Origin of the sequence: Nitrososphaera sp., from assembly GCF_037447015.1 — an archaeon.
Taxonomy (GTDB): Archaea; Thermoproteota; Nitrososphaeria; order Nitrososphaerales; family Nitrososphaeraceae; genus Nitrososphaera.
The window spans coordinates 40,985-66,842 of the sequence record NZ_JBBIHK010000005.1; the positions used below are offsets into that span (position 1 = coordinate 40,985).

Here is a 25,858-nt window from a genome sequence, read left to right on the forward strand (position 1 = left end):
TATATCATCCTAGTTTACTTGATCCTTGAAACAGAGAATCTACTATATGATAGCAGGAATCCCATTCCGCCTGCCAATATTCCTGCTATCAATACCAATATTGCTATCGCAATGGGTTCCACAAAAGGTGCCATCAACGCATGTACCTGGGCAGGATCAAATCCCTTGCCGCCTACTGTTTCTGGCAATGCAGCTGCTCCTCCAAAATAACCTGCATACATCATTAACCCCGAGGCGGCTGACACTCCGGTGTTCATGAGAACTAGGTGCGACCACGCGAGCGATTTGGGAATCTTCGATCCAACATCGCTGCCACCCAGAAAGTGATAAAAAATGGCAGATACCGCGACAGCTATTACTCCTACTGTTATGTATATGATATAACCGAATGTGAACCAGGTGCCGGCTCCACCTGCAGCGATCACCCTAGACACCTCTGGCTTCATGAATGTTGCCTGTCCAAGAACTAGAACTGCAGTAAGTCCTACGATTATTGCCCCTTGGATTATGGCTGCAATTATGAACCTCTTTGCCCACAAGTTGGCTTGCTCCGCCATAGTTTTTCCTTCCATGTACAACCATTAGTCGACTTCAGTTTTTATTATCCGGGTGTACTTTGCAATGCACTGAATTAGTCTGATGATATGCGATAACGTCTTTTCCAGAGTCACTTCTCTGTACGGCACAGAACAGAATATGGAATCCAAGAAAGATGGATTCCTAGCTAAATGCATCTGACCAAATGGCACATCCTGATTCAATTTGTATTCTAAATTGCAGAGCATTGCAGAAAAATCGCACTAGTAAATAGGATCATGGCACCTTGGTGTTATGAAAAAGAAAGATTGCTTCGCCACGAAGCTCCCAAGATCGGCAGATAGAATATGAAAACCCGGAATGAATCTGAAGCTAGAAGGATAATGATTGGAATTTTGACAGTACTTGCGATTGCCATATAATTGCAGTGCTCATGTTTCTTGGAATACTTGCGGTAGCGATGTTGCTCTTTAATCCCTTGATATTTGTACTAATTGCTATCGTTATAGTACTCGCCTATTACATGAATAAAGAGCGAAAGAATTGGCATTCTCGTACACGCGCAAGCCAGAACAGATCATCATATTCTGCTGACCGCTCCTCTTCATATGCGCAATACGCTTGCAGAGCAGATTAACAATAATCGTTACTTCTAGTAGCATGAGTATTTGTATGTCATACAAGAGGTATATATTGAGAATTGTAAAACAATAGCTGATCATGAGAACACGATGACCCAACACATGAAGACCACTCCCTCATTTCCGCAGATATTTCCAGCAATGTTTGAGCTGTACGTCAATAGCATCAAGGTAAATCAGTTCTACGCAGACTTGTTCGCAAGGACATTCCGGCAAGCAGTAGATATTGTGTCGTCACAGCAAGAAAAAGCACAAGAGAAGGGTAATAATATTAGCCTGTACGAAGTCTGGCTTAAATTAACGGACGCCGAGCTTGAAAAGGATCTCCGGTCAGAACCGTTCCTGACCCTTATCTCCAACCTCACAAAAGCTGGTGTGAACCTGAGGAAGGATATGAGAGAAGCAGGATTCCCTGTCCTTTTTCTCGATTGGCTCTTTGATACGTACGTAAGAAGTTTTATGGTATTTGCCTCAATACCAAAGGATTACGACTTTGCAGCATTTGACATAGTATGGGCCAAGGGCAAGACAAGGCTTCTCCACTATCGGGCGACACCTGCTGACCGCTATGACAAATCTACTAGCAGGCCCCCTTTGCTTGTGGTATATGCCCCGATAAACAAATTCCACATCATGGACATAAGCCCCGACAGGAGCGTGGTGAGGAATCTCATGTCACACGGCATCGACGTATACTTGCTTGATTGGGGATTTCCTGATTGGTCGGACTCTGAAATGTCTCTGGGCGACTATGTCAGGCATATCGGGAGTGCGATTGAAGCAATAAAGAAGGAGAGTGGTCATGAAAAAATATCGATATTGGGATATTGCTGGGGCGGAATAATCTCTCTGATATATTCTGCACTGAACGACAACAAGAACGTAAAGAAGCTGATTCTGATGGCCCAGCCAGTTGACTTTAGCAAGGACAAGACAATCCTTGCAACGTGGGCAAGAGCTGTAGACGTGGACAAGATGATGGACGAATTTGGCCACATGGATGGTGCAGTGCTGGACATTGCTTTCCTGATGCGCAACCCTCCGCGATATACGTTTGACAAATATTTGAAATTCTTTCAGAAAGTTGGTGACGCAAAGTTCGTAAGCAACTTTTTTGCTGTAGAGAACTGGCTCCATGATACACCAATGCTTCCCGGCAGGATGTACAGCCAGATCATCAATGACTGCTACAAGAACAATCTCCTTATCTCGGGAAACATGCAAGTCGATGTTGTTGGCGGTGATGGGAGTGAGGGGGTTGTTAATAGCGAAGCTGAAAAGAAGAAGATTGACCTCAAGAAGATAGAGATGCCAATACTGACTATTGTGGCAGAGCAAGACGATCTGGTATCGCCAGAATCGACTCTTGCTATTAACGAGCACGTGTCAAGCAGTGACAAAACTGTTCTTAAAATGCCGGGCGGCCACGTTGGTCTGTGCATCAGTTCTCATGCACACTCGAAGCTGTGGCCAGAAGTGGCAAAGTGGATACTGCATTCAAATACATAGCAATAGATGCGCACATTGTAGCTCCTTTACTGCAGAAGGAAGATGTAGGAGGTGGAGAGAAGGGTGTATTGTTATCTTTTGACATTCTTGTATACGCCAAGGACATGCACGCATTGGGGTAATGCAATGTACCTGTGTGCTCAATGTATTTTTGGATGCTCCCTTGTCGACCATCCCGACGACACTTCTAGAACATAAATTGGCACATGCATCAAAAAATCGCTTTTGGTCAGTCCACGCATACTTACCTAGTTAGTACGGCGTTACTACCGGGTTTATCTTCTTCGTATGTTTTTCTTTCCATAACCCAAGAGAAGGTAGAAGACAACATGGCAAGACTAGTAAAAAAAGAGGACAAAGGACCGCTGGCAGTCAAGGTAGGTAACGAGACAAAATGGGTCTGCATGTGCGGGCTTTCTGCAAATCAGCCCTTCTGTGATGGCTCGCATAAGAAGACTCTTGACGAACAGGAAGGCAAGGTATACATCTACAACAAGGACGGTACGAGGACAGAAGCCAAGGTGGAGTAGTTTTGGTTCCAAAAGGTCAGGCGGTATATATCCTGAACAGACGTGCGAGGAAAGGCAGAAAGGATCATTCATTTACCAAACTTACTTGCAAGTCTGAGCGCAAGCCACCTTCGGATTATACCGAGAAAAATTATGAAATGAAGTGATATAAGTCAGTGACATCAAAGAAGCCTCGACATATTTCCAATCATGACGGTCTTTTTATTTTAATTTGATGATTTTGATGAAACTATCGATAACGATGTCACTTCTTATTGACATATTGTATTTGGGTTGCGTATGAAAGATACATTTGCAAGGCCCTCCCACACAATGCAACGGAGCGCAGAATGAGTGACGATGGTGAGGTGCCTGCGAGCGATAACGGACGTAAACGGACGTCAAGTCTTCACCCAACATACACGTATAACGGACGGAACCGCCCGCAGGCAGGTATTGTAATATCAAATAGAGTATTTTAATTTTGCAGTCAGCAAAGACGACCAGCTATTGATGCGGTCGTCTGAAGACCTAGAACATTTGGATGATATATCCTTGCTACACAAGCATAGTTTCTGCTGTTGTTGCATATAATATTGCACCCGGTCTGTCCGCAACTTCTTGTGCAACAAAATCGAAAGATAATTAATTATAATTTTGCAGTCAGCGCCTTGACGCCTTCACAGGCTGCACTTTTGCCGCCCGTGGCCTTGCACAAAAGGGCAGTGATGTTGTCTATCTCGGCGTTCATGGCCTTGCCTATGGCAGAGTTTGGGTTGCCAAGCTCTTTCAGCACGTCGGCGTGCGACTTTTCCTGTATCAGCTCGGGGCTGAACCCTGCGCCCACCTGCATGTACTGGCCGTCTATCAGGAGAAAAGGGATCATCTGGTCGGGGTTGTACATGTCCAGTATCTCGTAATCCTTGTCGTCCAGCTCTTGCAGCGGCTCAAAGTTGCGGTCTGCAGTCTCTTTGCCCATGAACTCGACGGTATCGCTCTCGAACCTGGCACGTGCCAGGTTGAACGTCGGGACGTTGAGGTACTTTTCGTCGTGGCCGGCGCTCTTGTCCTCCACCAGGCCGTCCCACTTGCCAAACCGCTCCAATGCTTTCACGATTGCCCACCGCTCGGCCGCGCAGAACGGGCAGAACCCTGCGCCCATGAAATACACGAGAGACTTGCCGCCGGGCCTCTTTAACGGTTGATCGGTAACGTGCATGAACTTGCCAAGGACCCTTTTTGGAACGAAATTGCTGCTCACGTCCGGCAGAGGGTGCGGATTTTTATTAAATGTTTTTAGTGGTAATACTAAAGAAACATTCTACTACGATATTGCCAATTAACCCACCATTTTCGCCAATAGAGGAATCTAGCAGAAGAATCTTATGCTTTAAAAACACCGTGAAGCATATGGAAGATAATGTCTAGGAAGATTTTGATAGGCATTGCAGGCATCATTATCGCGGTTTCTTCTCTAACAGCAATATTACTTTGGGCTGCAGAAGAATATTCTGCCAGAGACGTTCGTATGACCACAGGAGAAACTATAACGTTACAAGGAAAGCTTTACCCCTCTGACATGGAATTTGACGGTTCCGGCAATCTGTGGGTCGCAAATGGAACAAGAAAATCCCTGCTCATGTACGAGCCCAGGTACAAAGGTCAGGATGTCACTTTCGATTTTTCCAGACCGCTGGTAGAATTTAGTGCGAGCAGACCTAATCATGATCGTATGCTCAGCGCAGTCACCATAGAATTTGATCGTGTCGGCAATCTGTGGGCTGCCGATTCTGGCATAGGTGTAATTCAGATGTTCTCAGATGGCGACCACGACCCTCTTACATCAAGGTTTTCAAATGCTCAGAGTCCCTTGTTGACGTTGAACGCCACTGTCACTTTAGATGATGTCTCAAGAGTTCCCTATGACGCAAAGATAACGGACAAAGGATCGTACTGGCCGATCTCCGTTGCGATAGACCCCAGAGGGAATCTCTGGGCAGATGACCTCTACGGGAGGCGCATACTCATGTTCTCTGACGGGGATGGCGACCCTTCCACGACAAATTTTGTGAGCGGGCAAAACGCTACCAGCGTCTACATAGTTTCACAGCCCCAATTAATTTGGGAATCCGGCTAGCCAAGCTCTGCGGTTTTCTATTCCCGCCGCACTTTGCCGCGCATACAATGGAAGAGATATAAAAGAACAATTGTTTTGGCAGTTTTCCACTGGAAACACGCGCTCGCGGTCCACAACAAGAGAGGCAGTAGGGAGGAAATACGCTGCTGCCACACGCATCCACAAATCCGCTCCACGGTAGCAACATTACCACAATAATCCTGTTCTAGTGGCATACTCGTAAAGATACATTAACCCCCTGACGTTTTACCGGACTGTCAAAAAAGTTGGCCTCCTCTCTCAGGACGTTATCCGACATCGAAGACGCAAGGTTTGACGGCAGGCGCGTTCTTGTGCGGGTCGATTTCAACGTGAGCATAAGCAACGGGTCGGTAGGCGAGGACTATCGCATCCGCATGGCCATACCCACGATAGAGTACCTGGCAAAGAGGGGCGCCAAGGTGATACTTGCGTCGCACCTTGGCCGGCCGGAAGGCTTTGATTCCGATTACACGCTTGCGCCGGTTGCAAAGCGCCTGTCCGAGATCGTGGACAGAAAGATGGCGGTGCGGTTTGCCTCAGACTGCGTCGGGCCGGCGGTGGCAAACGAGGTGAGCCAGATGAACAGGGGCGACATCCTGCTTTTGGAGAACCTGCGCTTCCACAAGGAGGAGGAGGCAAACGACGCCGAGTTTTGCAAGCAGCTTGCCGCGATAGCGGACATTTACGTCAACGACGCGTTCTCTACCTCGCACAGAAAGCACGCCTCGACCTACGGGGCCGCCAGACTGTTTGACACCCGGCTTGCCGGCTTTAACCTGAAAAAAGAGGTCGAGTATCTGTCGATGATGCGCGAGAACCCGCCCAAGCCGTTCAAGGTGGTCGTCGGCGGGGTAAAGATAAAGGACAAGATAGGCGCGCTTGAGCACCTTTTGCCAAAGGCAGACAAGGTGATAATCGGAGGCGCCGCTGCGTATACTTTCTTGAAGGCCAAGGGGGTCAAGACTGGCAAGTCGCTCATCGACCACGAGCACCTGCCGTGGGTCACAAAGGCCCTGACCGCCTTTGGCGACAAGATAATGCTCCCCACGGACCATGTGGCGGCGGTGTCGCCGGCAGACACTTCGATAAGCATGGTCAAGGGCGACATACCGGACGGCATGGCCGGCTTTGACATTGGGAGCGAGACGATAGAGCGTTATTCAGCAGAGGTCGCAGGCACGAACGGCAGCGGCATGATATTCTGGAACGGGCCGATGGGCATGTTCGAGGTCAGGGCGTTTGCAAACGGCACGGTCAACATAGCCAAGAGCATGGCCCTTGCCTACTGGCGCGGGGCCAAGACCCTCATAGGCGGAGGCGACACGCTGGAGGCGATGAAAAAGTCGGGCGTGAATGAGAACGAGGTCAGCCACGTGTCGACCGGCGGAGGGGCGACCCTGCGCTACCTGGCAGGCGACGAGATGCCCGGCGTGTCGGTGCTCAACGGCGCCTAATGATCAGTCGCCCAAAAGCCGCGTCCTCATTTTCAGCAGTATGATGGCAAGCATCAGGGCAGCCCCCGCAGCGGCCACGTACTGGCCGCTGCCTTCAGGCGCAGAGAAATAGTAGGCGGCGCCGGCCAGCACGACGACGAGGGGCACGAGTATGAAAGGGTGCATCGCGTTATAGAAGATGCCTTTGAGGATTGCGCCAAGAGGCGGCCTCACCGTGCCATCGCCATGTACATACGCTTCCAAAAATGGTCCATCCCCTCCCCCTAATAACGTTGTACGGGGAGGCAGCCTCATCAGGTTTTAATTACTTGCAGCCACAACATCTGCCGTTGGTGGCCGCAGGCAGCGCGGTGGCAGGAGGAACGGCGGCGATGGTGGTCATGCACGTGGATTTTGACTACTTTTTCGCCCAGTGCGAGGAGCTGCGCCGGCCGGAGATAAAGGACCGGCCCGTGGTCGTGTGCGTCTTTTCAGGCAGGACCGGGGACTCGGGCGTCGTGAGCACGGCCAACTATGTCGCAAGGAGGTACGGGGTAAAGTCGGGCATGCCCATCAGGGTTGCAAAGGCCAGGCTTGCAGGCGTCCCAGAAGCGCTCCTGCTGCCCCTCGACGCCCCATATTACAGGCAGGTGTCGGAAAAGGCGATGGCCGCCATCAAAAATTACACCGACGTTTTCGAGTACGTCGGCATCGACGAGTGCTACCTGGACGCGTCGGCAAGGACAGGAAACGATTTTGACGTTGCCAGCAGCCTTGCACAAGAGATCAAGGGCGCAGTCAGGGCGCAGGCAGGGATCAGCTGCTCGATAGGCGTCGCCCCAAACAAGATGCTTGCCAAGGTCGCCTCGGACATGCACAAGCCTGACGGGCTCACGGTGACAAGGCCGCAGGACGCCGCGGCCTTTATGGCGGCGCTTGAAGTGGACAGGATACCGGGCATCGGCCCCAAGACGCGTGGCAGGCTTGCCGAGCTTGGCATAAGGACTGCCGGCGACCTTGCGTCATTCGACCTCTTCAGGCTCATAGAGGAGTTTGGCAGGAAAAACGGAACCTACATGCACAACGCTGCAAGGGGCATCGACGACGAGCCTGTCGCAGAGTCAGGAGCCGGCGAGCACAGGCAGCAGCTGATGCGCATAGTCACGTTGAAAAAGGACGCGGCGGCAAGCGCCGAGATGTACGGCGAGCTGGAACAGGTCTGCAGGTCCGTCCATGAAAGCGCAAAAGCAAAGGGCCTTGCGTTCCGCACGGTCGGCATAATCCTGATACTGAAAGACCTTGAAAGCGTCACCCGGTCAAGGACTCTAAAGTCGCATACTGCCAGCTACGACCAGCTGCATCTGACGGCAAGGGCCATCCTGGACGGAGCAATGGCAGAGGGAAAAAGGGAGGTGCGCCGGCTGGGCGTCAGGATATCGGACTTTCAGGACAGCACCGGCCAGGGCACCCTGTCAGACTTTTTATGACGGCGGAGAGGGGGCTGCGGGAGGGGACGGGACGGTAGGAGAAGAGGAAGAGCCTCCGGCGGCGCTGCTCTGCATCTTTTTCCTCAAGCGCTTGCGCTCTGTGAACATTACGATTGCAAGGTAGACGCCAAGCCAGGGCAGGAACATTATCTCGCCTGCCACCGAGTGGAAAGCCTCCCACTCCTTGACGTTCGTGGTCACGACGAGCGCGTAGAACGACAGGGCGATGATGCGTACCACGTTCACCATGGCCGTCCCAAACGTGCCTATTGCAAAGTAGACCAGCTTGCGGCGGAGCGGGATCTCCATCTTTAGGAGGAACGCAAGCATGACCAGCGTGTAGATTATCATGCTGTGCACGCCGGCCGAAGGCCAGAACACCTGCAGGGCAAACGGCCCCTTGAGCCCGTTGAGGACTAGCATGTTGTCCCGGGCTGTCGCTACGGAACCTTTGCCGATGTCCATGATGTTCTGGTCCACAAACCGGATCACGGCCTGGTCTATCTGCAGATAGATGGGCACGATGAACTGGAGCGGGCCCAGAGTGTCGTACGGAAAGAACGCGTCAAGCGACAGTATGACTGCAGTCCCTGCCAGGTACAGGACGCCGGCAGGGGCAATCTTGTACCACTTTTTGCCAAAGAGCACGGCAAGCGACGTGCCGGCGAACAGGGCCATCACAAGATAGTCCCACATCCACACCCAGCTGCCAATGACTTCTTTGCGTATGTCGTACGACAGCCCCACCTCCCTTATGGAATCCCGCAGGCCATAAGGCAGGGCGGCAAAATACGCTATAGCGATTGCGGCAAGTGCCACCACTATCAGGAACTTTTTCTGGCTGACAGGCTGCCTGATCCCTATCAGCTCGGCCGCAATGAACGCCATGGCAAAGATAAAGCCGCCCCTGCCCTCGTTCCATGCGAGCTCGAACGTGTCAGAGTAGAGGACGAGCGTGAAAATTATGGGCGAAATGAGCACCAGCGTGACTGCGACGCTGGAGTTGAGCCCAAATATCGTAGTAGTGGTGGTGGTGTTGCCGGGCGCCGGGACTGTCTTTTCCTCTCTGCCTCCTGTTGCCGATACCAACTGCGTGTACTGGTATGCAGTGTGCTGGCACCGCATAAAAACGTTCTAGGGTTTCTCTCTTACCCCTATCATATCCTTACTTTTGGACGATGGCTTCGCTGAACCACCTAGGCACCATGTCCTGTGCGCTCTTGAGCAAAAAGCTGACGCTCTCGTCCAGTATGTACGTCTTGGCGTGGTCGTCCTTGGACCGCACGCTGCGGCCGTACGACTGGACAAGCCTGAGCACAGTGTACCACGTGTACCACCTGGGGTCGCGCTCTTTCATCTTGGACACCTTTTTGTCAGTCAGGTCTGGATAGGGCACCTTGACAATTATCTGAAAGCGCGACAGGTCGTCCTTCAGGTCGACCCCCTGGTGCATCGAAGGCGATATGAGGACTGTCGGCCTCTTGCTCTGCCTGTGCTTTTCAAGCACCTCCTCCCTGCCAAGCGCCGAGCCCGTCTCTATCAGCCGCGACCGGTTTTCAGGGCTGACGCCGTCGCGGATGCGCTGCAGCTGCGAATACGACGTGGTGTGGATGATGCCCTTGTCGTTTTTGTGCATCATCAGGATGCTGTCGACTGCCTTGACTATCTTGGGCATGCTCTCTTCCATGCTGCGGGCGTTGAGCCAGGCCACGTTCATCATGTGGATCGGCCTGTTCTTGACCGGAAAGTCCGACTCGCCCACCCTGACGAACTTGACCTGGTCAGGTTTGAGCCCTGTCACCTTGCACAGATATTCCTTGCTCAGGATGGTGGCGCTCATGAAAAACGAGATCGTGCCCTTGTCCAGTATCTCGCCAAAATAGCCGGAGGTCTCTAGCGGCGTCATGGTAGCCCGCACAAGCTCGTTGCTGTGGTGCGGGTCGCGCTGGACGCTTGACACTATCCAGTTCTTTTTGCTCGACCGCATGTCGTGCAATACAGACGCCAGGTTCTTTTCCCGCGCAATGGCGTCTATCAGGTTGCGCTCGGTGTACGGCTCGGCTATCCGCCCGCGCTCGATTGCATCTGTGGCCTGCTCTATGAATTTCAGCAGCTTGTCGTGCAGGTTGGAGCAAAAGTCGATCCAGGTGTCGATCTCCTCGACGTTCTTGCCATCAGGCATCTGCACCCGGGGCAGGAAGCGCAGCGCGCTCTTGTGGACAGTGAAACTCCTAAAGTCGCCGACCTCTGACTCGATCTGGTGCGCCTCGTCAAGCACCAGGAGCTTGCGGCGGGGCGTCGTCCCCGTGTAGAATATGTCTGACAGAAAGTAGCGGTAGTTGTAGACTGCATGGCTGGCCTTTGCCCCGATCCATCGCTGGTGGAAATAGTGGCAGGGCCGCCATTGCAGCTCCACCAGCTTGGACTTTTTCTGCAGGTTCTTGACGTACTCGCGCTCTGCAAGCGGGTCGAGCTGCACAAGCTCGCCGGGCGTGCCTTCGCCGACCACCTTGTAGTCGAGCAGGCGGGTCTTGAACGCGCAGTCGTAGCTGTCGTCCTGCACGCACGGGCCGTACTCGCAGCTCTCGTCAAGGCCCATGTCCTCCTTGACGACGCACGGAAAGTTGCCCCGCCCCTTTACCTCAAAGACGAACGGAAAGTCGCGCCTGTACTGCGCCTGCAGGTCCTTGGTAGCCGTGCATATGTGCGAGCTGCCAAGGTAGCGGGCCAGGGCTATTGCTACCGGCGTCTTGCCAAATCCGGTGGGCGCCTCCAGAAATATCGTCCTGTACCCTGATTTGAGCGCCGACTCGATCTCTAGCAGGACGGTGCGCTGCCTGTCGCGCATCTGGTCAAACGGAAAGTACGAGAGTATCGACAATGGCGATGCATGCGCGTTAGAGCTACGTACTTTTTAAGGTTGGGTCTTTCTTTTCGCCTTTTTCTCTTCCTCCTTCTTCTCCCTCGAGCCAGCACCGGACATAGCCTGTCGGCGTCTCGAATTCCGGCGGGTCTTTTTTGCACACTTCCATCGCGTGCGGGCACCGGGGATAGAACCGGCAGCCAGCAGGAGGGTCAAGCAGGCTCGGCGGGCTGCCGGGGATGAACCTGATGCGCTTTTCCATTCCGCCGCCACCGGCCGGACGCAGGCGCGGGACTGCGGCCAGCAGGGCCTGCGTGTAGGGGTGCCGGGGGTTTTTGTAGATCTCTTCCCTTGACCCAAGCTCGACCAGCTGGCCGGCGTACATTATCCCTATCTTGGTCGCAATCTGCGACACGAGGGCAAGGTCGTGCGTTATCAGTATGACGGTTACGCCTTTTTCCCTGCGCAGCCTGTTCAGCAGGGAAATAATCTGCGACTGGACTAGTACGTCAAGAGCAGTCGTCGGCTCGTCTGCCACCAGGATGTCTGGCTCGAGCAGGAGTGCCATGGCTATCACGACGCGCTGCTTCATGCCGCCGGACAGCTCGTGCGGGTACCGCCGCGCTATCGACGGGTCGAGGCCGACCTGCGCAAGCGACTCTGACACCTTGGCCTCCCTGTCGCCCTCAAAGCCGTGCTCGTCCAGTATCTCCTTCAGCTGGTCGCCGATGGTATAGACCGGGTCGAGCGCGTTCATCGCCCCCTGAAAGACCATCGCGATCTTTTTCCACCGAACCTGACGGTCAAAGTCACGGTCTGAAAGCGCGGCCACGTCTTTGCCGTCAAGCACTATCTGCCCTGCCACTATCCTGCCGGGCGCCTGCATCGAGCGCATGAGGGCGGCGCCAAGCGTGCTCTTGCCGCAGGCAGACTCGCCCACGATGCCAAGCGAGTCGCCTTCTTCTTCCAGCTCAAAGTTTACGCCGTCTACCGCCTTGACCATTCCGCGCTCTGTAGCATAGTAGGCGGCAAGCCCTGTCACCGACAGCTTGCCTTTTTTCCCAACATCGCCTCTGTCGTCAGGGTTGGACTTGCGAGATGATCGGGATTGGGACGGCGGGGGTGTGGGCGATGGCACGGCGGTGCGCTGATCCCGCTTGTACAAGTTGATATAAGAGGTTTTGTTGCGTGTGTGTGTATGTGTCTGTGCTACTGTTTTTTCGATGTGTAGCACAGTATTGCGCCCAGCAGCACCAGCAGGCCCCCGACGTTTGAGCTCAGAAAGAGCATCAGCACTCCAAGTATTATCGCATGCATTATCCTGCTGCTCTTGCCGGCCGCAATTTCCCGGTAAAAGTACAGGGCGACTACTGCAAAGACAAACCCGAGTATGATGAACGAGCTGAATATCGCAGTGATGCCAGAGCCTACTCCTGGAGGGCCTGAAAGCAGCGGTATCCCGGTCCAGCTGATGCCGGCAAGGATCAGTAGCGGGATGACGAACGAGACTATGGCGCCCACCTTGATGAGCAGGAGGCCCAGCTTGAAGTGGTCACGCCCCGGAGCGCCCTGCGGCATGGCAGGCTCTGGCGCGCCGGCCACCCGGAAGCCGCACCTGCCGCAATAGAGCGCATCATCGCCGGGAAGCGGCGAGCCGCAGTTCGGGCAGTACCTTGCACCATTACTGTTATTGCCGGCACTCAGAAGCGTTCTCCTCCCATCTCAATCGCAATGGCGTCCTTGTATCTCCAGATAGTAGTGGTAGTAGTAGGTAAGCAGATCGCTTATGCAGGACGGCAGTTGTGACGCGCACAGAGCAATTCTCCGGCCGGTACTGGTGTGCCCAGGCAAGTGTGCAATCCCCTCATGCATTATATAACCGTGGACCAAAACTAATGGAGCTTTACGGCTTTGAAGACTCCCATATGCTCCTTTGACGCCAAGACCGGCGTGCTGTGCGCCAAGTGCGAGGAAAAGCTGCGCTCGGGCCAGATAACCCAGGACGACGTCGACGCGTCTGTCAAGCTTACAAAGGCGGCAGGCAAGAGCCAGGAAATTGACAGGTTCACGCTCACCAAGGGTGCGCAGGTGGAAGGCGAGTTCGTGCTTGCGCTCAGGGGCCCGGACGTCCTTGCGATCAGGAGCAACCCTGCGCTTGCAGAAAAAGTAGAGAAAGAGTTCCGCCAGAAAGTCTGGTTCCTCGACTCTGAGGCGTCAGAGCGGGGCTTTATAGAAGGGCTGTTCCACCCGGCAAAGATAACGACTGTCAACCAGTTCTGGATGCCCGACGGCAGCAAGGTGACCAGGGTCATAGTGGCAGGCAGGGCCCCTTCTGCCGCTGCTGGTGGCCAGCAGAAAAAGCTGGACATCGAAAAGGTTCAAAAGATAGCCAGGGCAGTCAGGAACATGGAACTCTTGGTAGAGTTTGAGCAAAAGTAGAGGAATGTAGCAGGACATGGCAGAACAGCAGGACATACACAGGACCCATTTTGCGCGCCAGCTTGACGAGGGCCTGATCGGCCAGCAGGTCAGGATAGGCGGCTGGATAGAAGACGTAAGGGACATCGGCAAGCTGGCGTTTGTTACGGTGCGCGACGCCACCGGCACGTGCCAGGCAATAGTGACAGGCGACATGGTGCAAAAGGCGGTGCAGGCGCCAAGGCAGAGCGCAGTCATACTTGCAGGCACGGTGCAAAAGAGCAGGGCAAAGGGCCTGCCTGTGGAAGTCAAGGTATCCGAGTTTACGGTATTGACAAGGGCGGTGCACCCGCTTCCCATAGACCCGACAGGGAGGGTCGAGTCGGCGTTTGACAAGCGCTTGGACGCCCGGGCGCTTGACCTGCGCAACCCCCGCGTGGCCGCGGTATTCCGGCTGCGCTCGGCCGGCCTTCAGGTGATCAGGGACACGCTTCGTGCAGAGGGTTTCATAGAGGTCAACACGCCCAAGATAATCGGGAGCGCAAGCGAGGGCGGCGCAAACCTCTTTGGGTTTGACTACTTCAAGCGCAAGGCGTACCTTGCCCAGAGCCCGCAGCTGTACAAGGAGCAGCTCACCCTCGGGCTGGACAGGGTGTTCGAGATAGGGCCCTATTTCAGGGCCGAAAACTCGCACACCGTGCGCCACCTGTCAGAGTTTACAAGCGTCGATGTCGAGGCAGCGTTCCTCGACTATGAAGACGTGATGGACCTGGTCGAAAAGGTGGTGAGAAACGTCATCTCTGCGTTCCAGGAAAAGCACGGGGTGGACCTGGAGCTGGCAACAGGCGGCAGTAATAATAATAGAATAGACCTCGCCCTTGGCGACAAAAAAATAGACCGCCTGACGTACGAGCAGTGCCTCGACGAGCTTGCCAGAGAGGGCGAAAAGCTCTCCTTTGGCGACGACCTGTCAGATGCTGCCCTGCGCAAGCTGGGCGAGCTGCACAGGGGCTTTTACTTTATCATGGACTGGCCGCTCAAGCTCAAGCCGTTCTACATACACGAAAAGGAGAGCGACCCGCGCCTGTCCAAGTCGTTTGACCTGCAGCATGGATACCTGGAGCTTGCGTCAGGCGGCCGCAGGCTGCACGACCCGGAAAAGCTGAGGGCCCGGCTCGCAGAGCAGGGGCTCAACCCGGCCAGCTTTTCAGAGCACCTCAAGGTGTTTGACTGGGGCATGCCGCCACACTCTGGGTGGGGGCTTGGCTTTGACAGGCTGATGATGGTGCTCACAGGCTCGCAGAACGTGCGCGACGTGGTGCTCTATCCCCGCGACACGGACAGGCTCACGCCCTAACAAACATCAGGGCGAGCCGGTGACAATCTCTACCTTTTTTATGGCGCCGTCGTCGTCAAACACCCACGCGGAAAACCGGTTCTCTGTCGTCGAGTAGATGACCCAGACGACGGGGTTCACCTCCATAAAGCGCGCGTCCGTGCCAGAAGGCGAGGGCACAGACGGGTGAGAATGGAATATGCCCACCACGCCAAGGCCGCGCTCTTCTGCAGCCTGGTAAGCGCGCAGGACGTCGTCGGGGGCCATCGTAAACGAGACCCGGGACCTGTCGATGTTTTCCACCGGCAGCACCTCCCTGACTGCGATTGCTGCTGTTGCTTCATCCGCACCTGCCCCCAGCAGGAACGCGCACGACTCGGCGGGCAGCGACCTCTCGGCCAGCTCTTCCAGCTCGGCGAGCTGCTCTGCAGAAATCGAGATTGTTCGGGCTGTCAAGGTCAGCTGACGACGACTTTGCCGGTCATGAACGGGTGCAGCTGGCAGTAATAGTCGTATTCGCCGGCTTTCTCAAACACGAATGAGTACGACTGGCCCTTCTTCAAAAAGCCCGAGTCAAACACGCCGTCCGGTTTGACCGCCTTGGCGTCGCCAGAAGTCGCCGTGTGCAGCGCCGTGTCGTTGTTGGTCCACGTGACCATGCCGCCGACCACTGTCTCTACCTCTGCCGGCGAAAAGAACTCGCCGTTTGTGGGCGCAGACGCGCCAACCGGTATCGAGACGGCAGTCACCAGGTCTTCAGGTGCGTTTTCGCTGCCGCTTGTGCCGGCAGTGGTGGTGGCGGTGGCGGCAGCGCCACCTTCAGTTGCGTTGGCTTCGCCCTCTGCGGCAGCAGTGGTAGAGTTGCCTTCAGCCGCCTGGCCGCCGCTGGCAGGAGCTCCTCCCGCTGCTGCCCCTTCTACCACCTGCAGCGCTGCCCTCATGAAGGGGTGAAGTGTGCAATAGTACTCGTATTCGCCCTCTTCAAGCGTCGAAGTGTCGAGCAGGTACGTCTTGCCGGCACTGATTATACTGGAATCGAAAAGCGGGTTTTCCTGAACATTGTGGGTGACCGTGTGCGGGGCGTTGTCGTTGTTGGTCCACTCTACCCCGTCGCCCTTGGTCACCACCACGGGATCGGGCGCATAGTCGGGGTTGTCCTGCGAGGACGCGCCTGCAAGGATCTCGGCCTTGACGATGTTTGCTGGCGCGGCTGCCGGCCCTTCACCGCCGGATGTCGCGTTCTGTCCTCCTCCTCCTGCTCCGCCCTCTGCCGCCGGCTCTTCTTCAGCGGGGGGCTTGGGCGCAACGAGGCCAAACGCGTAGAACGTGATGCCGGCCACTATTGCACCGCCGATGAATATTGCTCCCATTGCCTTGACATACTGGGGCTTGCGGTACGCGATAAAAGCAAGGACGGAAGCCGGGATGCCAATGATCGTCATCAGGCCAATGTACGCAAAGATTGACGGCACCTGGGTGCTGACCGTCACCGCCGCGGCCACGCCGAATGTTACGAGAAAGCCGAGCGTGAGAAATGTGGCAGACTTGGCCCTGCCCGAAGTTGGAAAGCCGTCTTTGAACAGGCCGGAGGCCAGAAAGATCATGCCAATAAACATGGTAAGGAGCGAGACGGCGTGCATCCCGTCGATAAACGTCTTGGCAATGCCAGAGAGGGAGATGCCGACGCCGGTGATTCCGATTGACGTGAGACCGATACCCGGGGTTAGCAGGTCCCAATCAGTCATGTTTGAGTATGTGGACTTTTTTGGCATAAATAATCTTTGCGCTGCAAACACGGCAGGCAAGCCGTCCACAGCAAAAGCATGGAAATAACCTGTGATCGGCTGCAACAAATGTTTAAATATAGATTTAAATTCATACTCGGTGCTTTTGGGTCTGAAGGAAGAGGCGATTGAGAGCAGAGAGGAGGTCGTCTCCTCGAGGAACCGGGTCCTAAACGCCCTTTCGCAGCTTGGCGTCAACGTTACAGCGTTTGAAGGGCTCACCCTTGACCAGCTGACAGGCATATACATCGGCCTGCTGAGGGCCCAGCTCCCCGGCCCAAAAGATAGGCGGCAGCAACTTGATCCGGATGCGGGCCTCCTTTCTTTCAAGGACAGGCAGATACTTGGTATGATCGTTTCGTCAAAAAGGCCCGTTTCTTCCGTCCAGATTTCCCGCAAGCTTGGCATGCCGCTGACCACTGTCCAGAGGCGCAGGAAAAAGCTTGAAGAGGTATACCTGGAAAGCAGGCACGAGCTCAGGATCGATAGGCTTGGCTGGAAGACCGGCCACGTCTTTGTATCTGTTGCAGCAGCAAGCCCGGCAGAGGTGGGCAAGGCAATCCTTGGCATGCCCGGCGTGATCTCGGCGGTGCGCGTGATCTCTGGCAACAAGATAGACATCATAGCGATGGTGGCGTTCCGCAGCACGGCCGAGCTTGCAGAAATAATCGGCAGGATCAGGTCTACGGCCGGCGTGCAGGAAGTGTCGTGGAGCGAGGTGATCGGGCCGATCGGCACAAACAGCGACTTTATCATCCAGACGAGAATAGACGGAGGAAAGCAAGAAGGGGTAACATCAGCTGCGGCAGCCAGGTAACGCCTGTTGCGACATTGCCGCCTCTGCGCTGCCGCTATTTCTGCCGCTGTTGTTGCTGTATGTATCTGCGCATCAGGTAGACCAGAGGGTCGGAGCCGGCATGAAAGCTCTCCCAGAGCAAGGCCCGGACAGACTGCAAAGAGTATGACTGCGATTTTTCAAAGACAATGCCCTTTGATTCCAGGTAGCTGACGATGTTTTTTGCGTTTGACGGGCCAAGCACCGTTTCTAGGCCAAGGACTGCCTGCTTTAAAACAGCGCCGTCTACCACCATGTCTGCTGGTGCAGGTCCGCTGTCGCCCCGTCCCACGTCGTTGATTTTTCCAGCAGCTATTTTAACAATTGCGAATAGACAGCAATAAAGATCGCCTTTTTTTGCACGCCAGCTTGTTTTTTGCCACATAGGCCCGATTTTGATGCAGATTTTTTGCGCTAACAAGCGCCCTCTGGCAGCGTGTGTCTTGAGTGAGGAATTTGTTACTAGTCTTGAGCAGCGTGCGCCACATCGGTTAAAACCGGTTTAATTGCCCACACCGAATGCGCTGCATAGCAAACAGCCTCACAGTATTTGCAGAACGAGGGCAGCTTGCCTATATGAGAATCTTCTATTTTTCATAGATAGAAGGTGAAGTAAGTGGAAGCATCACTAAAATCATTACAAGGAAAAAGCGCAGAAGAAAGTGGAGCAGACGAAGAAAGCCAAGAATTCGACGCAGGAATGCAGGCAACAGCAGCGACAGGGAATAACAGACACCATGAATACCATTCAAGGAGCGAGATGATAGACGAGCTAGAGATCATGGGCGTGGACACGGACGCGCTGGAGCCGCTTTCGATGGAGGCGATAGGGACGCTCCTCAACGGCCTGCGCAACCTTGTTGCTGCGCACCAGCACCAGCACGACAGAAAGCGCGGCAGGCCCCGCTCCACAGGCGAGTTTGTGCCGATCCTTTCAAGCGCGGATAAAAAGATCATCCACCACCTGTTCTCGTCCGAGGGCCATGTGACTTCCCTTACCCTGGCAAAAGAGCTCGACATACCGCTGAGCACCATCCAGAGGAGGAGGAAGAGGCTCGAGTCGAACCTGATAGAGAGGAACTACTCGCTCAGGGTCGAAAGGCTCGGCTACAGGGCTGCGACCCTCTTTATCTCGACCTCCGACGGCAAGACTGCCGCAGTCGGAAAGGAGATACTCGACATGGACCAGATGGTGACCTGCGTCACCAAGACGCTTGGCGAAAACGCGATGGACCTCAAGGCAGACGTCATCTTCAAGACAAACGCAGAGCTGCTGTCGCTCATAGAGCGCATCAAGGCGACTGATGGCGTCAGGGACATCTCGTGGAGCGAGTCTATCGAAGTAATAGGCAGGAGCAGCAAGCCGTACCAGCTGCTCATCGAGTCCCAGTGACCCAAAGGAAAGAGAAAGCAGGCACGACGGCAGGGGCCGCTTTCTCCTTTTCCCCTCTCTCTTCAGAACTGCAGCCAGCCTGCGAATCCTGGCTCCGGCGTGCACGATACGACATGCAATAACGACGTGACGACGATGGCGACGAGCCGGGGCTCGACAGGCTCTGCTGCTTTTGCACGGCCGTGGTGACGACGGAACTGGCTATCCGTGGCGTCCCTTAACTTTTCAATCTGTGAACCAGAAAGTTGTGGACAGGCTGTACGCGATCGGTGGTGCAATTGTCGCAGTGGCAATAACGGCAGTAATTGCGATAGCACTTGTGTCTTCTATCTGACGTATTCTGCAACTATGTCGCAAGTGGTAGTGATTGTGCTCCAGGAGGACGTAGAGGGAGGAGGGAAAGGAGGCGTTGCGATACCGGCCAAATTTTCAACAGTGCAGATAAGCGCGGCCCCGCAGTCTGGCCCGCCTGGCGGCCAAGTCACTGTGCAAGGAAGCGACTTGGCCCGATCAGCAGGCAAGGGTCGCAATTGCTGGCAATGGCAACTATCCTGATGGACGGTTCCGGAAATAGCCACCACCAGCCCTATCGGCGATTTTGAGGCTACGATAACCCTGCCTGACAGTGAGGGCAGTTACCAGCTGTCAGCTGCAAACGAATCTGGCACGACGGCAGTCACCACGGTCAGCGTCGTAGCTGATTCACTTGCGCGTTCCCTGTGCATGACATGTATGCGTGCATAGAGGTGGGTGAAACCAGGTATCCACAGCGTCCCTTAACTTGCCAGCTTGTGCAAAAAAGAGTACAGATGAGCAGTAATAATAGCAATAGCGGCAGTAGCAATAGCAATAGCAACTTCAAGAGGTATGCCATCATCGGAGCAGTAGGTGTGGCCGCAGTCGCAGTGATACTGCTGGCACTCGGCGCGGCCCAGGCGCCCGCCATTCCAAGCAGCACGCCCGGCAGCTCGCAAGAGAGGCTGCCTGGCGAGATCCCTTACGAACCAGAGAAGACGCCGACGCCCGGGGCAGGGTCGGCCGACACGGTCGAGCAGCCAATACCAGACGTAGCCCCTACAGCGTCGGTGGCGGTGGGGCCCAACCCGGCCCGGCCGGGCGATACGGTCACAGTCTCTGGTGACGGATTTGGGCGCAACCAGCAAGTCACCATCACGCTCGGGAACAGCGTGGTCGAGACAGAGCCTCCCACAGTCATGACCGACGGCACGGGCAAGTTCAGCGCGCAGGTAACCCTGCCGGAGGACGCGCAGCAGGGTGAGGAGTACAACGTGACTGCTGCCGACCAGGCAAACAGGGCGGCCACGATAACCGTGCTGATCCGCTAGCCGAGTTTTTTCTTCTCCTCTTCCTTCTCCTCTTTCTTTTTCTTTTGTTAAAGGAAAAAATCCTCCGCTGCGCCTCTAAAATTGTTGACATGCGGCCTTAACGTTGCGGCCGCTGCAAAAAAGATGCATAATCTTGCCATCATCACCATCACCACTATCATCACCGCCGCCCTCTTCTTTGCCGCCTCCACCGCCGCACTCGTACATTTCAGACGCGTTCGAGGTAGGCGACGACGACAGCGTGTGGGACGCGTGGCTGACTGCCGTGAACCTGCTCGACATGCTGGAGCAGTCGCAGAGGCTTGCAGGGCTGTACGACTTTGGCGGCGCCCGGGACAGGATAGCGCAGGTGAGGTCGGTCGCGGAGGCGCACGGCCTAGACAAAAGAGAGAAAGAAGAAGGAGAAGGCGAGAAATGCCGGTGCGGCCTCTCAGACGCAGAGCACGCCCTTTTGAGGCGCAAAGTCCTGACGTTTTTCAAGCTGCAGGTGGCAAACATGAAACATTTCCTTGCCTGACTGCGGCCCAGCGAATAAATTAAATGCAAGCAAGGCTAGAACTCTTTCGAGGCATTCTTAGTGACCGCACGGGACTTTATCGAAGTTTCAAAGCCAAGAATAGTCGTGGTCCTTGTGATAACGGCGGTCACCTCGTACCTTGCAGCCACCCGGTTTGATGCGACGCCCGAAGTGGCGTGGGACATCAGCTGGTGGCACCTCGGGTTTTTGACGCTCTCTGGCGCCCTGGCCTCGATGGGCGCAAGCGCGCTCAACCATTACTACGACAGGGACATCGACAAGGTGATGGACAGGACGGCCGGGAGGCCGATACCTGCCGGCAGGCTCAAACCCAGCTCTGTGCTGGCGTACGGCCTGGCAGTCAGCGCAGCGTCCGTCATAATCGCCCTGCTCACGCTCAACCCAGTTGCGACGGGCATGATAGCCCTTGGCATCTTTTTCTACGTGATAATATACACGGCCTGGCTCAAGCGCAGCAACGCCTCCAACATAGTCATTGGCGGGTTTGCCGGCAGCGCCGCGTCGATGGCAGGGTGGGCTGCAGCTACTGGCTCGATAGACCTGCTCGGCTTTCTTGTCGGGTGGATAGTGTTCATGTGGACGCCGCCCCACTTTTGGTGCCTTGCCATCAGGGCAAGAGAAGAGTACGCCAGCGTGCGCGTCCCGATGCTCCCGGTGCTCATCGGCAACGAAAAGACAGCAAGCTATATCCTTGCAAACACTGCGATACTGTTGCCGTACTCGGTGGCGCTGTACTTTTTCGGCCTCGGGCTTTTGTACACAGTAGTCGCGGCGGTTTCAGGCTCGCTGATGCTTGCATACCACTACAAGCTGACCAAGAACCCGACGCCGGAATTTGCGTGGAAGGCGTACAAGGTGACCGCGCCGTACCTCGTGGTCGTCTTCATAGCCCTTGCGTTTGATGCCCTCTACTACTACAGGCCGTTCTAGAATCAGCCGGTCTTTTCAGAGACGAGCTCGACCCTGCGCTTTTCCTTTGTGACCCACGATACGCGTACGAGCCCATAGATCTCCAGGTCGAGCAGGATCTTGTTAAAGTCGGCCTCGGCCAGCGTCACGCCGTCCTTGGCAAGCGCGTTCAGGAGGTCCGAGTCGGTGGTGGTGCCTGCCTGCCGTATTTTTTCATATACCAGGTTACGTAGTGGATACTTCATGTCTTATCTCAACCATAGAACGACTTGTCGATGGCCTTTGGCACCGCGTATGTGAGGTTCTTTTTCATCGACTCGTACCATTCCTCGACCTCTTTTGTTATCGACGGCCTTGCCACCTTGAGCGCTGCTGCAAAGTCGGCGTTTGAGACCTTGGCGGAGCCGCGCTGCATGGCGTTCACGGCGGCCTCGCGGCACACTGCCTGCAGGTCGGCGCCGGAAAAGTTCTTGGTAGTCTGCGCTATCGCGGCCAGGTCGACGTCGGCGTCAAGCGGCATCGGCTGCGTTATTATTTTTAGTATCTCATAGCGCGCCTTCTCGTCAGGCTGGCCGACGTATATTATCAGGTCAAGACGGCCGGGGCGCAGGAGTGACGGGTCGATGAGGTCCGGCCTGTTCGTGATGCCAAGCACAATGACGCCCGAGTTGCCGGCATCGTCTATCTCTGTCAGGAGCTGGCTCACCACCCGCTCGTTGCCAGACATGTCGTCGCTCTGGCCCCTTGGGCGGGCAAGCGAGTCCAGCTCGTCAAACACCACGATGCACGGCGACGAGGTCTTGGCCTTCCGAAATATCTCCCTTATGGCTTTTTCAGACTCGCCGACCCACTTGCTCAGCACTTCTGGGCCGCGGACCACTATGATGTTGGCGTTGCTCTCTGTCGCAAGCGCCTTTGCAATCAGCGTCTTGCCCGTGCCAGACGGCCCGTAGAGCAGCGCCCCCTTGGGCGCCCTGATGCCCATCTTTGAGAAGCTGTCAGGGTCGCGGATGGCCGTGATGAGGTTGTCGTGCAGTATCCTCTTGGCGTCGTACAGCCCGCCCACGTCGCTCCACTTTACACGAGCGACTTCGACGTAAAACTCGCGCATGGCGGTGGGCACTATCTCCTTTATGCCGTCGCGGAAATCGCGGGTCGTTATCACCATCTGCTCGAGTATGTCAGGCGATATCTTTTCGCCCTCCACGTCGATGTCGGGCAGGTAGCGGCGCAGGGCGCGCATTGCCGCCTCCCTGCACAGAGCCTTGATGTCCGCGCCCGTATAGCCATGAAGCTCGCCGGCCAGCTCTTGCAGGTTGATGTCGTCTGCAAGGGGCATGCCCCTCGTGTGTATCTGGAGGATCTCCAGCCTCCCCTCGGCGTTTGGAACGCCTATCTCTATCTCCCTGTCAAAGCGACCGGGGCGCCTCAGCGCCGGGTCGAGGCTCTCCGGCCTGTTGGTCGCGCCAAGCACGATGACCTGGCCGCGCTCTGACATGCCGTCCATGAGGGCGAGGAGCTGCGCCACGACGCGCTTTTCAACGTCGCCAAACGCCTCCTCCCTCTTTGGGGCGATTGCGTCTATCTCGTCGATGAATATTATCGAAGGCGCCGAGTCGCGAGCTTCCTTGAATATATCGCGAAGGCGCGCTTCGGTCTCGCCATAGTACTTGTTCATGATCTCGGGCCCGTTTATTATGAAAAAGTTGGCCTCCGACTCGGACGCAAGCGCCTTTGCAATCAGCGTTTTGCCCGTCCCCGGCGGCCCGTACATCAGGATGCCCGAGTGGGGCTCGATGCCAAGGCGCGCAAAGACCTCAGGGTGGCGCATCGGCAGCTCCACTATCTCCCGCAAGCGCCTTATCTGCTCCTTCATCCCCCCGATCTCTTCGTACGTGACGCGGGGCTTGCGGTCAGTCGTCGTCTCGGCCATTATGGAGAGTTTCGTGGACCGCTCTATCCTGACGATTGCCTTTGGCGACACCTTTTCGACTTTAAAGTCCATAGGGTTTCCAAGGATGACGACAGACACCTCGTCGCCCTCGCTCACCGGAAAGCCCTTGAGCCTGCTCTTGACAAACTCGCAAAACTCTTTGTCCACAGTTATGCTGCTGTCGCCTATTGGAGATAGTGTGACGCTCTTGGCCGCCTTGCTTTCGGCCTTTGAAACCGTCAACAGGTCGTTGAGGCCGACGCCGGCGTTCTTTCTCGTCTGGCCGTCGATGCGTATGATGTCACTCTCGCTCTCCTCGTCGTCTGCCGGCCACGCGGTGACCGCAGTAGCGCGCTTGCCTGCCAGCTCGACTATCTCGCCGGGCTGGACGCCCAGCTGCTCCATGTGGTGAGAGTCAAGGCGCGCCCTGCGCTTGCCCACGTCGCGGTGCTTGGCCTCTGCCACCCTCAGCTGCACCTGCGGGGACTCGCCGCCGCTGCTTCCCGCCTTGGCCTTTTTCAAGTTAGAACCTCCGCTGCTGACGGGGGAAGGAAGATCATCAACAACTGTTATTTCATCTTGACCGACGCGCGGCTGATGTTCATGACTTCGATTTCGCCGACGCCTGCGACGCCCTTGACGGCGTCTTCGAGCTTCTCCATCTGCCCTTCGGCGTCATCGAGGTAAAAGTCGCCAATGAGGGCGTTGAGCCCAAACGCAATCGGCTCCTTGGCATAGCCTTTGAGTTCCATTCCTTGCGGGACGCTCTTTTTCAGCCCCTCTATCACGCTGTCGAGGTTGATGTCGGCGTCTGCCGGCAGGAGCTTTATCCTTGCAATGAGACGGGCCATTTTACGGACCCTCAAAGCCGCAGCCCACGCACTTGTAGGGGCGGGCAAACTCCCTGCACGATTCGCAGCGCCACATCAGGACATAGCCGCAGTTGGGGCAATAGTATTTTACGCATTCATCGTTAGGCATGATCGGCCTGCTGCAAGAGGTGCAGACCGGCAGCTGCAGTGGTTTGGACATAGATTTTTGACGCAAATATCCGAATTTATATCTATCCGTTGTCGACCAGCCGGCGGATTTCGTTGCCCAAGAGCGCCTTTGCCATCCTTGCCGCGCCCTTGGCGCTCAGCATCTTTGTCAATGCGGCCGAGTGAAAGTCAAAGTCGCCTGTCGACGCGGCCTCTTCCAGCTTCTCTTTCGGGATGGCGGCAAACAGGTCGTCTATTGCCCTGTTGTCCAGCCTCTCAAGAAGGCGCCGGGCAAGGAGCATCTTGTCAAACTCGTCTTTGAAAAGCGACTCCCACGCCGGCGGGTAGCCTGCCGGGTCGCCGGCTGCAATTGCCCTGCCTGCCAGGATGCCCCCCATGCCGCAGGTATAGATGCCGCCGGCAGTCGTCGGCTTGGTCTGGCCGGCAGCGTCGCCCACGTAGACAGTGTTGTTGTCGTCGTCGACAAAGTTTTTCGCCGGCCCGCTCACCCATATCGGGGCGTACACCTTCCTCACCACAGAATACTTGGTCCCCTTTGAATCCATGTACGATTTCAGGGCGCTTGCCGCGTTTATCCCCTTGCCGGCTACGCCCACCTTGCCCTGCCCGTCGCCTGCCGGGATCACCCAGGCAAAAAAGCCAGGATACCTCTCGCTGTCGAACGCGACTTCGATGGTGTCCCGCGCTATCCAGTCTGCGTACACTTCGTACTGTGCAGACAAGAGCACGCCTTCCCTGTTCCTCGATATTATCGAGGCGACACCCCTTGCGTCGACGAAATGGCGGCAGGTCAGGTCGCCTTCAGACGTTTTGATTGTACAGAGTTTCCTGTCGCTGTCAAAAGCCGCCGAGCGGACCGAGCATTTCACCCTTATCTCCGCGCCGGCCCGCTGGGCCTGGAGCGCCGCCTGCTTGTCAAGCTCCCGCCTGTCAAGCACGACAACCCTTTGCCTTTCAGCCGAGATTTCAAAGCCGTTGTTTTTTGAGGGCGGGAGTATCCTCGCCTTTTTTATCCTGCTGTTCTCAATGACGGCAGGGATTATCCCCAGGTTCTTTACGCCTTCCATGCTGACCAGACCGCCGCAGTGCTCCGGCGTCCCTATCTCGGCGTCCTCTTCGAGCACGGCTACAGAGAGGCCGCCGGCCCTCGCCGCCTCGCGGGCCGCAAGCAGGCCCGAGATGCTCCCGCCGGCCACGACGACGTCAAAATCTGGCATGTGAGAGAAAG

Annotated in this window: 27 protein-coding genes; 12 read left to right on the plus strand and 15 right to left on the minus strand. The window is 55.7% G+C overall.

What is annotated here, in order from left to right:
- Window positions 1–14: 14 nt before the first annotated feature.
- Entirely contained in the window at window positions 15–572 is a 558-nt protein-coding gene (locus WKI84_RS03275) for a hypothetical protein (protein ID WP_337862092.1), read from the minus strand.
- Between the two features lie 708 nt (window positions 573–1,280).
- Between WKI84_RS03275 and WKI84_RS03280 the strand changes: the two genes are divergently transcribed.
- Both WKI84_RS03280 and WKI84_RS03285 read left to right on the plus strand, forming a co-directional pair.
- Entirely contained in the window at window positions 1,281–2,687 is a 1,407-nt protein-coding gene (locus WKI84_RS03280) for an alpha/beta fold hydrolase (protein WP_337862093.1), read from the plus strand.
- Window positions 2,688–3,016: 329 nt separating this feature from the next.
- Window positions 3,017–3,217: a CDGSH iron-sulfur domain-containing protein gene (locus WKI84_RS03285; protein ID WP_337862094.1), complete on the plus strand. Its 201-nt coding sequence runs from the start codon at window positions 3,017–3,019 to the stop codon at window positions 3,215–3,217.
- Window positions 3,218–3,845: 628 nt separating this feature from the next.
- On the opposite strand, the gene WKI84_RS03290 is transcribed toward WKI84_RS03285, so the two are convergent.
- Window positions 3,846–4,457 (minus strand): DUF929 family protein, encoded by a 612-nt coding sequence (locus WKI84_RS03290; RefSeq protein ID WP_337862095.1) that lies wholly within the window; start codon window positions 4,455–4,457, stop codon window positions 3,846–3,848.
- 159 nt (window positions 4,458–4,616) lie between these two features.
- Here WKI84_RS03290 and WKI84_RS03295 point away from each other — a divergent pair, with 159 nt between their 5' ends.
- Complete coding sequence (locus WKI84_RS03295; RefSeq protein ID WP_337862096.1) at window positions 4,617–5,333, plus strand: hypothetical protein; 717 nt, start codon at window positions 4,617–4,619, stop codon at window positions 5,331–5,333.
- Between the two features lie 266 nt (window positions 5,334–5,599).
- Window positions 5,600–6,808, plus strand: a complete 1,209-nt coding sequence (locus WKI84_RS03300; protein ID WP_337862097.1) for a phosphoglycerate kinase — start codon at window positions 5,600–5,602, stop codon at window positions 6,806–6,808.
- A 3-nt stretch (window positions 6,809–6,811) separates the two neighbouring features.
- Here WKI84_RS03300 and WKI84_RS03305 read toward each other — a convergent pair whose 3' ends face one another.
- On the minus strand, window positions 6,812–7,051 hold the full coding sequence (locus WKI84_RS03305) for a hypothetical protein (RefSeq protein WP_337862098.1): 240 nt from the start codon (window positions 7,049–7,051) through the stop codon (window positions 6,812–6,814).
- Between the two features lie 89 nt (window positions 7,052–7,140).
- Here WKI84_RS03305 and dinB point away from each other — a divergent pair, with 89 nt between their 5' ends.
- Window positions 7,141–8,274: a DNA polymerase IV gene (gene dinB / locus WKI84_RS03310; protein WP_337862156.1), complete on the plus strand. Its 1,134-nt coding sequence runs from the start codon at window positions 7,141–7,143 to the stop codon at window positions 8,272–8,274.
- Here dinB and artG read toward each other — a convergent pair.
- The 4 genes from artG to WKI84_RS03330 all read right to left on the minus strand — a co-directional run bounded on the left by artG (window position 8,269) and on the right by WKI84_RS03330 (window position 12,739).
- Window positions 8,269–9,363 (minus strand): thaumarchaeosortase, encoded by a 1,095-nt coding sequence (gene artG / locus WKI84_RS03315; RefSeq protein WP_337862099.1) that lies wholly within the window; start codon window positions 9,361–9,363, stop codon window positions 8,269–8,271. The two genes, dinB and artG, sit on opposite strands and share 6 nt — an antisense overlap.
- Window positions 9,364–9,439: 76 nt before the next feature.
- On the minus strand, window positions 9,440–11,155 hold the full coding sequence (locus WKI84_RS03320; protein ID WP_337862100.1) for an ATP-dependent DNA helicase: 1,716 nt from the start codon (window positions 11,153–11,155) through the stop codon (window positions 9,440–9,442).
- Window positions 11,156–11,177: 22 nt separating this feature from the next.
- On the minus strand, window positions 11,178–12,275 hold the full coding sequence (locus WKI84_RS03325) for an ABC transporter ATP-binding protein (protein WP_337862101.1): 1,098 nt from the start codon (window positions 12,273–12,275) through the stop codon (window positions 11,178–11,180).
- 71 nt (window positions 12,276–12,346) lie between these two features.
- Window positions 12,347–12,739 (minus strand): hypothetical protein, encoded by a 393-nt coding sequence (locus WKI84_RS03330; protein WP_337862102.1) that lies wholly within the window; start codon window positions 12,737–12,739, stop codon window positions 12,347–12,349.
- A 309-nt stretch (window positions 12,740–13,048) separates the two neighbouring features.
- Here WKI84_RS03330 and WKI84_RS03335 point away from each other — a divergent pair, with 309 nt between their 5' ends.
- Both WKI84_RS03335 and aspS read left to right on the plus strand, forming a co-directional pair.
- The gene (locus tag WKI84_RS03335) at window positions 13,049–13,576 is read left to right on the plus strand and encodes a hypothetical protein (protein WP_337862103.1); all 528 of its coding nucleotides are present in this window, start codon (window positions 13,049–13,051) and stop codon (window positions 13,574–13,576) included.
- A 16-nt stretch (window positions 13,577–13,592) separates the two neighbouring features.
- Window positions 13,593–14,912, plus strand: a complete 1,320-nt coding sequence (gene aspS / locus WKI84_RS03340) for an aspartate--tRNA(Asn) ligase (protein ID WP_337862104.1) — start codon at window positions 13,593–13,595, stop codon at window positions 14,910–14,912.
- A 6-nt stretch (window positions 14,913–14,918) separates the two neighbouring features.
- Here the strand turns inward: aspS and WKI84_RS03345 are convergent, their stop codons facing one another.
- Window positions 14,919–15,347 carry a M67 family metallopeptidase gene (locus WKI84_RS03345; RefSeq protein WP_337862105.1) on the minus strand — a complete coding sequence of 143 codons (429 nt, stop codon included), beginning with the start codon at window positions 15,345–15,347 and terminating at the stop codon, window positions 14,919–14,921.
- Between the two features lie 2 nt (window positions 15,348–15,349).
- Complete coding sequence (locus WKI84_RS03350; RefSeq protein ID WP_337862106.1) at window positions 15,350–16,663, minus strand: plastocyanin/azurin family copper-binding protein; 1,314 nt, start codon at window positions 16,661–16,663, stop codon at window positions 15,350–15,352.
- A gap of 118 nt (window positions 16,664–16,781) precedes the next feature.
- Here WKI84_RS03350 and WKI84_RS03355 point away from each other — a divergent pair, with 118 nt between their 5' ends.
- Complete coding sequence (locus tag WKI84_RS03355) at window positions 16,782–17,492, plus strand: Lrp/AsnC family transcriptional regulator (protein WP_337862107.1); 711 nt, start codon at window positions 16,782–16,784, stop codon at window positions 17,490–17,492.
- A gap of 34 nt (window positions 17,493–17,526) precedes the next feature.
- Here WKI84_RS03355 and WKI84_RS03360 read toward each other — a convergent pair whose 3' ends face one another.
- Entirely contained in the window at window positions 17,527–17,766 is a 240-nt protein-coding gene (locus WKI84_RS03360; protein WP_337862108.1) for a hypothetical protein, read from the minus strand.
- 444 nt (window positions 17,767–18,210) lie between these two features.
- Here WKI84_RS03360 and WKI84_RS03365 point away from each other — a divergent pair, with 444 nt between their 5' ends.
- The 4 genes from WKI84_RS03365 (at window position 18,211) to cyoE (ending at window position 21,717) form a co-directional block, all read left to right on the plus strand.
- A complete protein-coding gene (locus tag WKI84_RS03365) occupies window positions 18,211–18,903 on the plus strand; it encodes an Lrp/AsnC family transcriptional regulator (RefSeq protein ID WP_337862109.1) in 693 nt (230 codons plus the stop codon).
- A gap of 791 nt (window positions 18,904–19,694) precedes the next feature.
- Window positions 19,695–20,249 carry a hypothetical protein gene (locus WKI84_RS03370; protein ID WP_337862110.1) on the plus strand — a complete coding sequence of 185 codons (555 nt, stop codon included), beginning with the start codon at window positions 19,695–19,697 and terminating at the stop codon, window positions 20,247–20,249.
- 133 nt (window positions 20,250–20,382) lie between these two features.
- Window positions 20,383–20,766 carry a hypothetical protein gene (locus WKI84_RS03375; RefSeq protein WP_337862111.1) on the plus strand — a complete coding sequence of 128 codons (384 nt, stop codon included), beginning with the start codon at window positions 20,383–20,385 and terminating at the stop codon, window positions 20,764–20,766.
- A 60-nt stretch (window positions 20,767–20,826) separates the two neighbouring features.
- On the plus strand, window positions 20,827–21,717 hold the full coding sequence (cyoE, locus tag WKI84_RS03380; protein WP_337862112.1) for a heme o synthase: 891 nt from the start codon (window positions 20,827–20,829) through the stop codon (window positions 21,715–21,717).
- Between the two features lie 2 nt (window positions 21,718–21,719).
- On the opposite strand, the gene WKI84_RS03385 is transcribed toward cyoE, so the two are convergent.
- From WKI84_RS03385 to WKI84_RS03405, 5 genes are read right to left on the minus strand one after another with little or no spacing between them, the layout of a single operon-like run.
- On the minus strand, window positions 21,720–21,941 hold the full coding sequence (locus WKI84_RS03385; RefSeq protein WP_337862113.1) for a hypothetical protein: 222 nt from the start codon (window positions 21,939–21,941) through the stop codon (window positions 21,720–21,722).
- A gap of 8 nt (window positions 21,942–21,949) precedes the next feature.
- Window positions 21,950–24,151, minus strand: coding sequence for a CDC48 family AAA ATPase (locus WKI84_RS03390; RefSeq protein ID WP_337862114.1), 2,202 nt, complete (start codon window positions 24,149–24,151; stop codon window positions 21,950–21,952).
- A 47-nt stretch (window positions 24,152–24,198) separates the two neighbouring features.
- Window positions 24,199–24,495 (minus strand): elongation factor 1-beta, encoded by a 297-nt coding sequence (locus WKI84_RS03395; protein WP_337862115.1) that lies wholly within the window; start codon window positions 24,493–24,495, stop codon window positions 24,199–24,201.
- Window positions 24,482–24,661 carry a zinc finger domain-containing protein gene (locus tag WKI84_RS03400; protein WP_292638152.1) on the minus strand — a complete coding sequence of 60 codons (180 nt, stop codon included), beginning with the start codon at window positions 24,659–24,661 and terminating at the stop codon, window positions 24,482–24,484. The genes WKI84_RS03395 and WKI84_RS03400 overlap by 14 nt, the downstream gene beginning before the upstream one ends.
- A 31-nt stretch (window positions 24,662–24,692) precedes the next feature.
- Complete coding sequence (locus WKI84_RS03405) at window positions 24,693–25,847, minus strand: geranylgeranyl reductase family protein (protein ID WP_337862116.1); 1,155 nt, start codon at window positions 25,845–25,847, stop codon at window positions 24,693–24,695.
- Window positions 25,848–25,858 lie beyond the last annotated feature (11 nt).

Excerpts from the sequence above, each read along its gene's own strand:
- WKI84_RS03275 (WP_337862092.1), bottom strand. The coding sequence starts at position 572 with ATGGAAGGAAAAACTATGGCGGAGCAAGCCAACTTGTGGGCAAAGAGG.
- WKI84_RS03280 (WP_337862093.1), top strand. The coding sequence starts at position 1,281 with ATGAAGACCACTCCCTCATTTCCGCAGATATTTCCAGCAATGTTTGAG.
- WKI84_RS03285 (WP_337862094.1), top strand. The coding sequence starts at position 3,017 with ATGGCAAGACTAGTAAAAAAAGAGGACAAAGGACCGCTGGCAGTCAAG.
- WKI84_RS03295 (WP_337862096.1), top strand. The coding sequence starts at position 4,617 with ATGTCTAGGAAGATTTTGATAGGCATTGCAGGCATCATTATCGCGGTT.
- aspS (WP_337862104.1), top strand. The coding sequence starts at position 13,593 with ATGGCAGAACAGCAGGACATACACAGGACCCATTTTGCGCGCCAGCTT.
- WKI84_RS03350 (WP_337862106.1), bottom strand. The coding sequence starts at position 16,663 with ATGCCAAAAAAGTCCACATACTCAAACATGACTGATTGGGACCTGCTA.
- WKI84_RS03360 (WP_337862108.1), bottom strand. The coding sequence starts at position 17,766 with ATGGTGGTAGACGGCGCTGTTTTAAAGCAGGCAGTCCTTGGCCTAGAA.
- WKI84_RS03365 (WP_337862109.1), top strand. The coding sequence starts at position 18,211 with ATGCAGGCAACAGCAGCGACAGGGAATAACAGACACCATGAATACCAT.
- WKI84_RS03385 (WP_337862113.1), bottom strand. The coding sequence starts at position 21,941 with ATGAAGTATCCACTACGTAACCTGGTATATGAAAAAATACGGCAGGCA.
- WKI84_RS03400 (WP_292638152.1), bottom strand. The coding sequence starts at position 24,661 with ATGTCCAAACCACTGCAGCTGCCGGTCTGCACCTCTTGCAGCAGGCCG.
- WKI84_RS03405 (WP_337862116.1), bottom strand. The coding sequence starts at position 25,847 with ATGCCAGATTTTGACGTCGTCGTGGCCGGCGGGAGCATCTCGGGCCTG.